This is a genomic window from Caballeronia sp. GAWG2-1 (assembly GCF_023631405.1).
Taxonomy (GTDB): Bacteria; Pseudomonadota; Gammaproteobacteria; order Burkholderiales; family Burkholderiaceae; genus Caballeronia.
This window is the reverse complement of sequence record NZ_JALQDD010000045.1, coordinates 71,876-84,023: the sequence shown is the minus strand read 5'-3', so window position 1 is coordinate 84,023 and position 12,148 is coordinate 71,876. Positions and strand designations below refer to the sequence as shown.

General features: G+C 61.3%; 14 protein-coding genes and 1 pseudogene. 11 read left to right on the top strand and 4 right to left on the bottom strand.

The annotated features are described in order from the left end of the window. Positions 1-4 precede the first annotated feature (4 nt). Genes NCR98_RS31800 through NCR98_RS31785 form a run of 4 tightly spaced genes read right to left on the bottom strand, consistent with a single transcriptional unit; the run spans position 5 to position 2,574 of the window. A complete protein-coding gene (locus NCR98_RS31800) occupies positions 5-514 on the bottom strand; it encodes a hypothetical protein (protein ID WP_250528376.1) in 510 nt (169 codons plus the stop codon). Between the two features lie 53 nt (positions 515-567). Further along, entirely contained in the window at positions 568-1,773 is a 1,206-nt protein-coding gene (locus NCR98_RS31795) for a DUF1173 family protein (protein ID WP_250528375.1), read from the bottom strand. Further along, positions 1,763-2,092: a hypothetical protein gene (locus NCR98_RS31790; RefSeq protein ID WP_239294677.1), complete on the bottom strand. Its 330-nt coding sequence runs from the start codon at positions 2,090-2,092 to the stop codon at positions 1,763-1,765. The genes NCR98_RS31795 and NCR98_RS31790 overlap by 11 nt, the downstream gene beginning before the upstream one ends. 35 nt (positions 2,093-2,127) lie before the next feature. Then, entirely contained in the window at positions 2,128-2,574 is a 447-nt protein-coding gene (locus NCR98_RS31785) for a hypothetical protein (protein WP_250528374.1), read from the bottom strand. A gap of 427 nt (positions 2,575-3,001) precedes the next feature. Between NCR98_RS31785 and NCR98_RS31780 the strand changes: the two genes are divergently transcribed. The 11 genes and pseudogenes from NCR98_RS31780 to NCR98_RS31735 all read left to right on the top strand — a co-directional run bounded on the left by NCR98_RS31780 (position 3,002) and on the right by NCR98_RS31735 (position 12,148). After that, positions 3,002-3,796 (top strand): hypothetical protein, encoded by a 795-nt coding sequence (locus NCR98_RS31780; RefSeq protein WP_250528373.1) that lies wholly within the window; start codon positions 3,002-3,004, stop codon positions 3,794-3,796. 126 nt (positions 3,797-3,922) lie between these two features. After that, positions 3,923-6,751, top strand: a complete 2,829-nt coding sequence (locus tag NCR98_RS31775) for an SNF2-related protein (protein ID WP_350029545.1) — start codon at positions 3,923-3,925, stop codon at positions 6,749-6,751. Continuing rightward, positions 6,748-6,978 (top strand): hypothetical protein, encoded by a 231-nt coding sequence (locus NCR98_RS33580; protein WP_350029544.1) that lies wholly within the window; start codon positions 6,748-6,750, stop codon positions 6,976-6,978. The genes NCR98_RS31775 and NCR98_RS33580 overlap by 4 nt, the downstream gene beginning before the upstream one ends. After that, positions 6,979-7,227, top strand: coding sequence for a hypothetical protein (locus NCR98_RS31770; protein WP_008343155.1), 249 nt, complete (start codon positions 6,979-6,981; stop codon positions 7,225-7,227). It begins immediately after the preceding gene. Positions 7,228-7,246: 19 nt separating this feature from the next. Beyond that, positions 7,247-7,905, top strand: a pseudogene (locus tag NCR98_RS33710) (DUF7673 family protein); the annotation flags it as partial. A gap of 42 nt (positions 7,906-7,947) precedes the next feature. Beyond that, positions 7,948-8,241, top strand: a complete 294-nt coding sequence (locus NCR98_RS31760; RefSeq protein ID WP_502799831.1) for a hypothetical protein — start codon at positions 7,948-7,950, stop codon at positions 8,239-8,241. A 177-nt stretch (positions 8,242-8,418) separates the two neighbouring features. After that, on the top strand, positions 8,419-10,095 hold the full coding sequence (locus tag NCR98_RS31755) for a PRTRC system ParB family protein (RefSeq protein WP_250528370.1): 1,677 nt from the start codon (positions 8,419-8,421) through the stop codon (positions 10,093-10,095). An 88-nt stretch (positions 10,096-10,183) separates the two neighbouring features. Continuing rightward, the gene (locus NCR98_RS31750; protein WP_250528369.1) at positions 10,184-10,663 is read left to right on the top strand and encodes a PRTRC system protein E; all 480 of its coding nucleotides are present in this window, start codon (positions 10,184-10,186) and stop codon (positions 10,661-10,663) included. A gap of 9 nt (positions 10,664-10,672) precedes the next feature. Continuing rightward, positions 10,673-10,909 carry a PRTRC system protein C gene (locus tag NCR98_RS31745; RefSeq protein WP_045463747.1) on the top strand — a complete coding sequence of 79 codons (237 nt, stop codon included), beginning with the start codon at positions 10,673-10,675 and terminating at the stop codon, positions 10,907-10,909. Then, positions 10,902-11,117 (top strand): hypothetical protein, encoded by a 216-nt coding sequence (locus NCR98_RS31740; protein ID WP_045463750.1) that lies wholly within the window; start codon positions 10,902-10,904, stop codon positions 11,115-11,117. Before NCR98_RS31745 ends, NCR98_RS31740 begins: the two co-directional genes overlap by 8 nt. Before the next feature lie 41 nt (positions 11,118-11,158). Next, positions 11,159-12,148, top strand: a complete 990-nt coding sequence (locus tag NCR98_RS31735) for a PRTRC system protein F (RefSeq protein WP_250528368.1) — start codon at positions 11,159-11,161, stop codon at positions 12,146-12,148.

Here is a 12,148-nt window from a genome sequence, read left to right as displayed (position 1 = left end):
GCAGTTATAAATTACGCCCGGGCGTATCGATGCGCGAGATATCGACGGCTGTGCTGGCGTTGGGCGGAAACAGCACACTGGAGATGGCAGCGTCGCGACGATAGTGAAGTTCAACGGCATCGAGAAATTCTCGAAAGGACGCGGTATCACCGGGCGCGACCCCCAGGTCCCGGTTCGCGAAACGGAGGTCGGTTGGTGCGAACGCGTGCCGCTCCAACGATGCAACGTGAGCAACATTGGGCAACCACCACCGGTTCCAACGCATGGTAAAAGCGAGCCATCCCTTGCCTGACTGCTCCAGTTCGTCCCAAGTCGCGTGAAAGTCGAGTATTGCACCGAGGGAGCTGAAGAACATCGCGCGCAGGGACGTTTGGTCCGTCGCAGCAACAACGATCTGCTTGCGTCGTTCGTCGACCGCGTCAATGGTGCTTGCCATCGCCAGCGCGGGGTAGTTCACTTGCCAGTCGGCGTTACGCGCGACTGCACGATTCAGAAAGAACGAGTTCGAGGCCATATCATTTGCGCAGCACTAAGAATGCGCTCAAAGTACCCTATAAGGAGCGACCGTCAAGTCAACGGTTTAGGAAGCCGTACTGACGCGAGGTCGGCCGGCGGTATCCACTCAACGCACGGCGTTGCGGCGCGCGCGTACAGCACCTGTTTCTCTCTCTTGCGGGCAAGGTATTGCTCATTGCCTTGCATCCCATAAATTTCGATCGCCGTCGGCTGTCGGGTTTCGGTCAGTTGAAAGTCGGGCAGCATGACGTCGCCGGCCTCGAGCCTCAAAGGCTTGATGAAACGTCGGCGCTCGGCAACGAGCCGGTTGGCCATCTCCACCTCATAGCTCGAATCGCAGGGAACGAAACTGCTGCTGCACAGTTGCAGCGCAAGGTCGATGATCCGAAGATTTCCGTCCCTTGTCCGCTCGATCAAGGCGAGAATCACGACGCGCGCGCTAGCGTTACCCGTCATCGCCCAGGCGGACCTGAACGACGCGGCGGCCGATTCGATAACGGGTGTGGAGGCGAAGAATGTGCCCTTCGTTTGACGCAGCGCGACGACGAAGCCGTACTTCGAGGCCACCACGCCGCGGAGTTCGCCGAGCACCAATCGGCGTTGAGAAGCTTGAGGTGTGGTCGTGATCTCGTCTAGAAACGCATTGAACTCGGCGACAATGGATTGAGCTTGGTTCTCGTCGTGTCGACGCATGACATGCAAGACCTCGTGGATGGGCTTACCGTTAAGCTTGCCATCGCCAAGAGCGGCCACAAGCTGTGCGTTGCAATGACTCCAACCGCGCGTAGAACCTCCTTGCCAGACGTGCAAGTTGGCCTCGAGACAAACGCGTTGCAGAAACCCGAGGAGCGGTGCGGCGCGGCGAGTTGTGGTGGTGAGCGAGGAGCCGCCTTCAGCGCGTATCGACCGTTCGAGCGTTCGAACAGATAGCGAGGCGTCGAGCTTGACGTTCAGCCCTGCGGGCGTTTGCTGGATCGCACTGAGGGCGTCGGGCGTTCTCCCATCTTTGATGGGCGCCGCGGCATAGAACGGACATGAGATCTCGTCGTAGTTGGGCCCGTCGTCAGGCCATCTTGCGAGATGAAAAAGCGCGCCGTAGCGTCGCACAACGAGGCGCAAGAGTCTGCCCGCGACGCGCTCCTGGCAGCGGCATACAGCGTAGCCCGGTGACTTCTTTGCGCGTTCGAGCTGGCGTGCGTACCTCGCCGGGTTGTCTTGAACGTCTTCGAGTGCGACGGTGAGTCCGTCAAATGACACTTGCACGATGTCCTGAGGCCTCGCTCAGTGTGAGGTCCACCTGATGGGCAGGAACCTTGTGGATGTGTGCCCGGGTCCCGAGGAGATTGGCCACTTTGCGTACGCTCAGGCAAAACTGCTCGGCGTGCTCGCCGCTGGGAAAGCGAAGGCCGATGGTCTTTACAGCGCCGGGCGCTGCTTCATCACGCGAGAAAACGGAGCCCGTTCCGACCAACGCGTCGATCCAGCTGTCTGGGAAGCCGGGAGACGGTACCGAGTCAGCACGCGCGCCGGCGGGGTCCTTCGTGAAGTCCTCGAAGCTAACAACGATCAGATTCATCTCGTATCGGTAAAGCGAGGTTGGATGGCACGGCGCTAGGCGGCAACGGTGTCGGCTTCGCGCGTCACTCGGCCGCGAGCCACGTGCGCGTCGTAGAGCGCAACGGCTCCCATGATGGCGACAATCGCGCTGAGGCCACATGCCGCCAGCAAAGCGGCCAAGCGTTTTTCGTTGGCAGCGAGTTCCGCAGCGCGCAGTCTCTCTGCTGAGTCCAGGCCACGTCGCTGCGCTGCTAGGGCTGCAGCAAGCGCCGTCTCGTCCCTGAAGCCGTATTTCGACAGCAGCGACGGACGGCCAGCGGCCGGGACGTGTTCCATCGCGTCGGACAAGCCCTCGAGTCGTGCAGCGATGCTGGTATCAACAACGACCTGAACGGCTGAACGTTCGATCGTGAATTGGCGCGCGACAACGCTGACCGCTCCGGTCATGCCGATGGCTGAGGCACTAAGGAACGCGATGGTCGCAATGTGACTTACTTTCATGGACGTGCTCGAAGGGATTGCACGCACGTGCGTGCACCTCGGAATTCTGATCTCAGCAGGCCAGCGGCGGACCGGCGAAAGGGACCGAAATCGTTGCGCCTTTCGAGGAGGATGCGCGCGCTCACGCGTTTTCCGCCGACCGCGGATGTATCGCAAACATCGGGCGGCGGCTGAGGTTATCCCCAAGGTTAGCCACAGAAACTGTGGATAAGGTTTTCAGGCCTTAGCACGAAAGACACCATGAAAAGATCGCCTTTCGTGTCAGCGGCGGAACCTCGGGCATGTACTGTTGCACTATCACCCGCGCTTCTAGCGCATCGACGATGCGGAGCCTAGCAAGCTCACCGCGCAATCAATTTCCTTTTTCAACCCGCAGGGGCATGTCCCCTTCGCGGGCGTGCGCCTGCTCATTCCATGGAGCAATCGCATGTACAAGCAATTAATCGAGCAATTTAAGACGGCACAAACCGCGGCAGCAGCAGCCTATGGCGCTGTCGTTCAAGCGGAACGCGATGTCTTTGCTGCCGGACTGTCCGAGTATTCGGCGATGGAAGTGCGAAGCGAATACAAAGCCGAGCGCGAGCTCAGCACGTTCTGCCGAAGGCTGCTCTCGCGGCTTGTGATGGAGGCGAGTCGCAAGTTCGCACCCGCCGGCGGCAGAATCGAAATCGACCAGAGTCGCGAACTCGACCGATGCGGCCTCGACGTCGACGAGGATCTGAGAAAGGGCAACGTCCCTGACTTGGACGGCTTCTGGCAACACCTCGAGCGAACGTTCGGCGGCGAAGCTGGCGAGCGAGTCGCATTTGAGCAGGCTGCAAAAGCCATCATCAACGGCTTTTGGCTCAAGCCCGATACCGAGATCAAGCGCACCAGCAGCGCGGTGATTCTCGAAAAGCGCGTCACCTCTCAGTCGTGCTTCCATTCGAAGGGGCAACGCGAGGTCTATTACTCCTCTCAGCAGGCGGTCGCCACAACCTTCGACGGCTTGGCGACCTTCGCGAAGAAGCATCAGTTCGGCGCGCTCGCGATGCAACTGCGCAACTTCAGCGTTCACCGACTGACGTTCTCCACTCGCGAGAAGCTGTCGTTCACGGGGCTGGAGATCGTGCTGTTCAACGACAAATGGCAGTTCAAGTTCGCTCACGACGTGGGCGACGCATTGTCCCTCTTCATTATTGAGTTTGGGGCTGAGTATCTCGCCTCGCGCGACCGGTACTAAGGCGTCCACCGCTTTCTCCTTTCGACCCGCTTCGGCGGGTCTCTTCATTTCTAGAGGCAATTCATGCAGAGAGATCTGTTTTCGTTCGAGCGGGACTGGTATGAGCCGTTGCGCGCAATCAGAAGTTTGGGATCGCAGGCGCCGTCGATCGCCCATCAGGGCGAACTGGCAGCGGCACGGCGTCAGCACCTCGGGCAATTCTTCACACCGGACGCCATTGCGGCGTTTATGTGGAGCTTCGTGAGCGGCTGGAAGGTCAATCGGCTTATCCGAATCCTGGATAACTCGGTTGGTTCCGGCCGGCTGCTTCAGTACGCAGACCCGGAACGCCATGCCGTGTACGGCGTCGACGTCCACGCTGACGTGATCCAGCAGTGCCAGAAGGTGTTTGAGGACGCAGGGTTTCATTGCGAGTTCCGGCAAGCCGGTATGGAAGACATGCATCCGGCGCGCTTCGATATCGCACTGATCAATCCGCCGTTCTCAATCCATCTCGAGTCGCCGCATCTGCAGACGATGGAATGCACGACGTGGGGCCGGTACGGCGCGCACACCAGCGCGTTGAGCCACGACTACGCCGTGCATCAGGCGCTGGAGGCGGCGAACATCGTCGTCGCGCTCCTGCCGATCACGACCGCCGAGTCGATGATCGCGGGCGAGCAGGGCGACCGCTTGAAGCGCCGCGCGGCTGGCCTGTTCGAACTTCCAGGCGACGCGTTTAAGCTCGAAGGCGCGAACGTGCGCACGGCCGTGGTGGTGTTTGACCGTTATCGCGATCGTCCCTCTGACTTCGTGCGGGCGGTCGTCGACGATCTGGCGAAGCCTGGCCCGGATATCGGGCTGCACTTCGAGGATCGTTCCTTTGGCGAAGCTAGGCTGCGGCTGCAAAAGCTCGATGACAGCGTGCCGTTCATCACGCGTCCGGTCACGGGCGACAAGTCGGTCAAGGTCTCGCACGATGGCCGGCGCATTCGCTTGTCCTTTGCGTGTGGCTTCAACGAAGCGATGGTGCTTAACGCGATTCTCGTGAAGCGCATCTACTCGCGCGATGGCCACCGGCTGCCGCGTGGCTTCCGTTACTCGGGGCAAGGGTTGCTAGATATGGAAACGGATCTGGTGCAAGACAACCCGGTCGCGGCCTTCGATCAGTTGCTGGATCGAATCCGCAGCGTCGGTGGCGAGCCGCAACTCGCAGCCGGCTTCATGGAACACTTCAACAGACGCATGCGACGCAGCGTGCGACAGGCGGTACCACTGCGGCACGTCGCCTGGACGACCGGCGCTGGATCGCGAGATCAGGTGTCTGGCATCGCGAAGGAGACCCACAAGGTCGACGCGACCCGCTGGGCCAGTCCGCTCATCAAGGCGGGCGACGAGGTCCACTTTGATCGTGAAGCCGACGGGCGGTACCGATACGCGCTGCACGGCGTTTGGTATCACCTGTCTGTCGACGAGCTCAATGCGCGGTTCGCGGTCGATAATGTCAGCGAGGGATGGGAAGTCGTGCACGAAGGTCTGTGCGCACGCTTCCCCGACCAAGCAGCGGCGCTGCGCTCGCGAGTGAAGGCGCTCGGCGTCGATCAGTGGCTCGACTGGGAGTTTCAGGTCGACGATTTGGTCGAAACGCTGTTGAAGCCGACCGGCTGTGTCGTCGCGTGGGAGCAGGGATGCGGCAAATCCCGGCTCGCATTGGCGCTGATCCTCGTCTCGGGTGTGAAGCACGGCCTCATCGTTGTGGAGTCCCGGCTCATCGAGGAGATGTTGAAGGAGATTGCCCAGTTGCCGATCGCGACCGATCAGGTGAAGGTGATCGACTCGACGGCGGATCTCACTGACCTCCGGCGAATCAACCTGATCTCGTACGAACGCCTGCGCATGCCGGTGGATAAGGCCGCTTCCGCGCGGGTGACGTATGCCCATCGGCTTCGGCGTCGCATTGGCCTGCTGGTGGCCGATGAAGGCGAGCGCCTCGCCAATCCGACAAGCGATCAAAGCCGCGCGCTTTGGCAGCTTTCGGCGCGGCGACGGTTCGTTTTGACGGGAAGTCCCATCCCGAACTACCCCAGAGACGCGTTCGGGTTGATTGCGTACTCCGGTGGTGATGGAACGGCAGCGCAGCCGTACGGCTACCGCGTCGGTTATCTCGAGCAGAATTGGATCAATTCGGTGGAGTACGCGATGCGCGGCGTCGATCGATTCAGGGATGACTTCGTGGTGCTGGAGTGGGTGACGTGGCAGTTCGCCGAGAGCCTGCAAGACGGGGCAAAGCGCGAGGTGCCGAAGATTGGCAATTTGCACTTGTATCGCGCGATGCTTGCGCCGCACATCAAGCGGCGGCTGGTCGCGGAGCCCGAGGTGTCGCGCTACATCCAGATCGAGCCGCCTCAGTTTGAGGTGGAAACGGTCGACTGGGATCGCGGGCATCTCGCCGCGTACCTGCGCGCTGCTGACGAGTTCGCTGACTGGTATCGCTCATCGCGCGATGACAAAAAGGCGTGCAATCTGGTCACAATCCTCGCTCGTATCCGTGCCGTTCACTTCTCTGCCAACTATCCGCAGTTCGGGATGGAGGGCGTGGAGTACATCGGCGGTCTGACGAGCAAGCAGCGCGCGATCGTCGCGCGCATGCGCGCCATTGCGGCGGAAGGCAAGCAAGCAATCGTGTTTGCCGAAAACCCGGGCGTGCTCGATCTTCTGGCGCGCGAGTTGGATGCGCATGGAGTGCAGACGGTCCCGTTCCATGGCGAAATCCCGATCAAGCGTCGCGTGGCCGATAAGGACAAGCGATTCTTGGGCGGACTGGCAACCGGGCTGATGGCCACTAAGGCATCGGGCCGCGCGGGCTATAACCTGCCGAACGCCGACTACATCCTCTTCTATGACCGTCGTGGACGTGGCGCATCGAGTATCAGGCGATGCGGCGCGCGCTGCGATGGAACCGGAAGGGCGTGTTGAAAGTCGTCTATTTTCATTTACCAGGAAGCATCGACGAGTATCAGGACCAAACGGTCGCGCACAAACGTGATGCGACGCAGGCGGGGCTGGACTGGGCGACGCCGGAACTGGACGACGAGACCTTCCTTCATATGGACTCCCTGCTAGATCGTTTTGTCGATGACCTCGCATTGCTGTCGGCGGAAACGTCCGGTGACATGCGCAAATTTTTGAAGGAGGCAGCGTAAATGCCGAAAGACTCAAACGTGTATGTGGTGGTCGGGGAGGGCGTCGTCACGGTTAAACGTGAAGGCTCCAATCGCGCGGTGCTCGCGAACGTCCTCGGCAAAGTACAAGTCGATGGCGTCGAGGTGCTGTGCCTTGACCGCCTCGTTCATGAAAGCCACGAGCAGCAATTTGGCGAGTGGACGTTGGCAGGAGCAGTCACGACCTTGCTGTCTCGATCGCTGCCGCCCGCGAATGGCGCGGCGGCATGAGACCTAGCGGCATCCTCGGATGCCGCTCGTCATACCCTTTAATCACAACCCGGCTTTCGAGCCGGGTTTTTTTTCGCCTGCACGCGTAATCGGACGACCGTTCGGCCACGCGTCGGGGTGTTTTCGTCATCGCGAGCGCGAGTGTTCGTTGCGCCGCATCATTTGGCCCTCAATGCCAATACGCTCCGGTTCGCGGTATGGCGTCTCCCTCGTGCGCCGGCCGTCTTGGCGCCGGCTATCTGCCGGCGCACTTTTTTACTCATGGCATCATGCGAACAGGGCGCGATTTGGCGCGTCAATTACGCACGACAACGCAATGAGTGATTCGCAAGCACCCAGCACCCGGTCCATCGCCTTTACTGACCCAGCCCATTTAGCGGAAGCGCTCCAAGAGACCGTTGACGACTTCCTGGCGCATGCGGCGGGCGGAACGACCCCCGCGCAGCGAGCGGCCGAGATACGCGCTCAAGATCGCGACGCGGGCCTGGACTCACTCGCCCATCTCGTTGAGGTGGCGGAGGGAAGCTCAGGGCAGGCCCGCGTCGCCGCTCAGTTCCTCGCAGGCCTCTACAACGGCGACGACTTCCATGTAGCCTCACGGACTTTCGACGACTCGACGACGATCTGATGGAGCACTGCATCCAGGTTCTCCGGCTGGACAGTCGGCACGCGACCGAAGTGCACCGCTACTTTCCGAATGGCGAGGTCCGTTTGCAGGCAATGATCAAACGATGGGGGCTTGCTGACGAGCCGGCGCACACGCCGCTGCCTGACGACGACGTAGTGCATTCGTGCCAGTACGACAATAAGCTCGATGCGCCGGGTTATCGCGACGTGACCTTGTTCGTCAAAGTTGCGGTCGGCGTCGGCGATGTTTGCTCGCTCGGCCTGGCGCTGTCAGCAGCCGATTCAGAACGGCTAGCGGCGGACCTCGTCTCGCTTCATCGCCTCGCGTGGGCGCGGGGCAAGCCGCTGGATGCAGACGAGAACGAGCCGAGACCTGCGTGGTTGTGAAAGACGGCATGAATTCGTGAGCTTTTGCCTTGCGTGGCCGCAATTTAAACCGCTATCTTTACTCCATCACCCGCGTCATAGACGCATCGACCCCGCGCTGACTTCCGTCAGCCCACGTTGTTCAACCCTTTGGGAACCACTCCCAAAGGGGGCAGGTTCCCTCTCTGGAGCCCTGTCATGCAACAGCAACCTACTCTCGCCCTCAAGCAAATTCAGGTCAGCGTCAATCCCCGCAAGTACTTCGATGCGGCGGAGATGGAAGAGCTGACCGCGTCTGTGCGCGAAAAGGGCGTCATCCAGCCCGTCATCGTGCGCACGCTCGCTGACGGCGGCTTCAGCCTCGTCGCTGGCGGCCGCAGATACAAGGCGGCACTCGCGGCGCACGGCGAAGACTATGAAATCCCGGTCGTCGTTCGAGACATCGATGAGGTCGAAGCGAAGCAACTCGCCATCATCGAGAACATTCAGCGCGCCGACATGTCGCCCGCCGAAGAAGCCATTGCGGCAGCCGAGCAGGTTGGGCTGTGCAAGGGAGATCGCGACGAAGTTGCGCGCATCTTCGGTTGGTCCCGTGCGACGCTGGATAAGCGTCTCGCGCTGATGAACTGCAGCACGCCCGTGCTCGATGCGCTCAGCACGCGACAGATCCTTCTCGGTCACGCCGAGTTGCTTGCTGCGCTCCCAAAAGAGACGCAGGACAAGCTGCTGCCGGTGATCATCAAGGAAGGCAAGGCGGTCGCCGAGGTCAAGAAAACCATCGAACAGGTTGCCTGTTCGTTGGCGGCCGCGATCTTCGACAAGGCCGACTGCGCCGGATGCCCGCACAACTCGTCCACGCAGGGCGAGATGTTCGGCGAGTCCATCGGTACGGGCAACTGCACCAACCGCACCTGCTACAACGAGAAGACCGAAAAGATGCTCGAAGCGACGGCCACCGGCCTGCGCGACGAATATCCGGTCGTGCGCATCGTGCGTGCTGGCGACAACCACACGCGCGTGCAGCTCGCTGTCGACGGTCCGAAGGGCGTCGGTGAAGAGCAGGCGAAGGCGTGTCACGCGTGCCAGAACTACGGCGCCGCGGTGAGCGGCCTGCCTGACTCGATCGGCAAGGTCTATCGCGGCCAGTGCTTTGGCACCGTCTGCAACATGAAGAAGGTGGCAGCGCAATTGCAGGCGGTGAAAGCGGCGACGCAGCCGAAGCCCGAGGCAGCCAAGGGGGGCGCGAAAGCGTCGCCCGCAGCAGCGAAGGGCTCGGCCGGTTCGTCCGCGGCATCGACGACAAGCAATCCGCCGGCGACGGTGGTGGCCGAGTCGGACAAGATGAAAGCGTACCGCGTGGCGTTATGGCGTAAAGCGCTGCGCCGTGAGGTGGGTGCAGATCCCGCGCTCGCCCAGCGATACCTCGTTGCGATCGCACTGTCCGACCAGATGCGCTGCGTCGATCAGAAGACGCTGTCTGGCATCTGGGAAAAGCTCACGCAAGAGCAGATCGCGGCTGGCGACGTCTCGAAAGCGGCTGCGGCATCGACCGCTGCCGACGACGCGCAAATCGCTCACGCCGTAACCGGCGTGACGGTCGCTGCAATTCAAGGCCTCGACGTCCAGCACCTCACGCGTCTGTGTAAGCACCATCACCTCGATCTCGCGAAGCACTGGAAGCTCTGCAAGGAGTTTCTGGAGTTGATCACGAAGTCGGAAATGATGGTGGTCGCTGACGAGTTGGGCATTCGCGCCGCGCTCGGCGACAACTTCAAGAAAGTCTTCGGCAAGTCCAAGTCCGAGGTCATCGACGCGCTTTTGGCGGCCGAAGGCTTCGACTACGCGGGCAAGATCCCGATGGTGCTCAAGTTCTAACGCGCGGCTCGCCCGTGCATCGATCGTGATTTACATCCCTTTATAGACCGCCTCCGCGCGGTCTTTTTATATTTCTCAGGAGTTTTCCATGTTTGCAGCTATTGAACCGCTTCTGCGTCACTGCACGAAGCTCACGTTGTCCTTGCAGATGAAGGGCGACGAGATGGTCGTCTGTGTCATGCCGCAAGGCACGGCAAAAGACGCCGCCATGCTTCAGCCGCTCGCGCTCACCGCGATGGCGGCTGAACTCGACGCGGGCTTTGTCGACGCGCTCGCAGCCTATACCGGTGCGCACGCGTCGCTCGCCGAGCAGGTTGCTGCGACCACCGCCATCCTCGAAGCCGCCAAGACGACGCAAGTCTCCAAAGCGACCAAGACGCTGGCTAAGGGCGGAAGCAAGCCGGCATTGCCGGCGCCCGGCAGATCGAGCACCGATGCGGACAACGATGATGACGACGCAGGTAACGACGCTGAAGGGCAGAGCACCGCCCCAAACGCATCGTCCGCAGTGGAAGCATCGGCGGAACCGGCTAACACCGGGACCAACCTCGCATCGCTTTTCGACTAAGGAGCAGACATGGCTATCCAAGTTGCGAAGCTCACGCGCGAGTTCGTCTACAACGGCGTGACGTTCCCCGATCCGGGTCCGACCTTCTCGCCCGACGATGTCCGCGATCTCTACTCCGCGCAGTACCCGGAGCTGACGACCGCGGCGATTGACGGACCCACGACCGAGGGCGATGTCATGCGCTTCACGTTCGTGCGCGCGGCCGGTGCCAAGGGTGCAGTCATGGCCTGCCGCGTCCATGCGTAAGCGCGACCTCCTTAAAGCCTTGTCCGACCCGGACTTGGCCCTTTCTCATCAGCAACCGCCCGGAAGGGCGGTTTTTTTTCATGACAAGGAGATCGAGCAATGTTCTTCGATCCTCGCCCGTCTGGTGCAGAAGTCGCTATCTCGGGAGAGCCTTGGCAACCGCGATGCGCTCCCGCTGCCCGACGTCGAACTCCCAATGATTTTCTAAGCCTCCCGGCCATCGGCTCGGACGTCAAAACGCGCGCAGTGATGCGTTGGAACGCCGAGAAGGATGTCGCCAGCCTCATCGCCGCCCAGTTCAACTCGGGTGTGCTGAGGCCTCGCGACGTACCGGGGTTCAAAGGCGCGGGTGACGCGCTTGCCCACGGCTTCTTTGCGTGGGCCAAGCGTCATACGCCGCGGTTGGACTGCCTGGGCTTTGACTTCGTACTGTGCGACGTCCAGGCGGTATTGGACGTCGTCCAATATCAGGAGGACAGCAGCGATTTCAATCCGACCTCGCCCGTGTATCTGGGCATCGAGATAACAGAGGAGAGCATCTTCGAGATCGGCAGGCGTGCCGCCGAGCTTCGCAACGTTCATCCGCGGTTAGTGTCGACAGCGATGGTGCTGATCAATCGTGCAGCCGGACGCACGATGTGGGTCCGGACGCCGGACGAGTTCCTTGGAGAATTCGCCTCTTGGTTCTGGGACGGCGACTCGAACGCAACCGACGAGGAAGCGCGCGAGATGCTGACGGACCGGTTTGGCGACGACGAAGCGGAGATCGAGCATTACCTCCCTTCCGTTGTACGTCCGCAGCTTTGTCCCGACGACATGGACGTCTACCGCTGGAACGCAAAGAGCCGACGCTATCTGCCTCAACGGGCGCTTGGCGTCGCGGCCCTTAGGCGGCTTCAGCGCTTTACCTCCGGGCGCACGCGTCGCATCTGCGCGGAGCTTGAAAAGCTCTCGCTGATGCTGCAGCGGGTGGGTAATCGCGACCTCTTTGGTTGCGAGTATCGACCCCGGTGTGCGTATGCAGCAGCCACGCTCACGGTGCAGAACGACGGCCGCGTGGGTGAAGTACTCGATTCGCACTACGAGTACCTCGCCAGCGCCGGCGACGGCACGACCTACCTCGGCTTTACGCCGCTTGCCTCTACGCCTGACGCCATCCGTAAGCAGTACGCGGACTGGTCGCAGGGCTTATCCATTCTTGGCCAACTCGACCGCGTCATCGCGTGTCTCGCGGCATAA

Bases quoted from the DNA above. Each gene is read 5' to 3' on its own strand.
- NCR98_RS31760 (WP_502799831.1), top strand. From the start codon at position 7,948: ATGATCAAACGATGGGGGCTTGCTGACGAGCCGGCGCACACGCCGCTG.
- NCR98_RS31770 (WP_008343155.1), top strand. From the start codon at position 6,979: ATGCCGAAAGACTCAAACGTGTATGTGGTGGTCGGGGAGGGCGTCGTC.
- NCR98_RS31745 (WP_045463747.1), top strand. From the start codon at position 10,673: ATGGCTATCCAAGTTGCGAAGCTCACGCGCGAGTTCGTCTACAACGGC.
- NCR98_RS31750 (WP_250528369.1), top strand. From the start codon at position 10,184: ATGTTTGCAGCTATTGAACCGCTTCTGCGTCACTGCACGAAGCTCACG.
- NCR98_RS31780 (WP_250528373.1), top strand. From the start codon at position 3,002: ATGTACAAGCAATTAATCGAGCAATTTAAGACGGCACAAACCGCGGCA.
- NCR98_RS31800 (WP_250528376.1), bottom strand. From the start codon at position 514: ATGGCCTCGAACTCGTTCTTTCTGAATCGTGCAGTCGCGCGTAACGCC.
- NCR98_RS31735 (WP_250528368.1), top strand. From the start codon at position 11,159: ATGCGTTGGAACGCCGAGAAGGATGTCGCCAGCCTCATCGCCGCCCAG.
- NCR98_RS31755 (WP_250528370.1), top strand. From the start codon at position 8,419: ATGCAACAGCAACCTACTCTCGCCCTCAAGCAAATTCAGGTCAGCGTC.
- NCR98_RS31785 (WP_250528374.1), bottom strand. From the start codon at position 2,574: ATGAAAGTAAGTCACATTGCGACCATCGCGTTCCTTAGTGCCTCAGCC.
- NCR98_RS31740 (WP_045463750.1), top strand. From the start codon at position 10,902: ATGCGTAAGCGCGACCTCCTTAAAGCCTTGTCCGACCCGGACTTGGCC.
- NCR98_RS31790 (WP_239294677.1), bottom strand. From the start codon at position 2,092: ATGAATCTGATCGTTGTTAGCTTCGAGGACTTCACGAAGGACCCCGCC.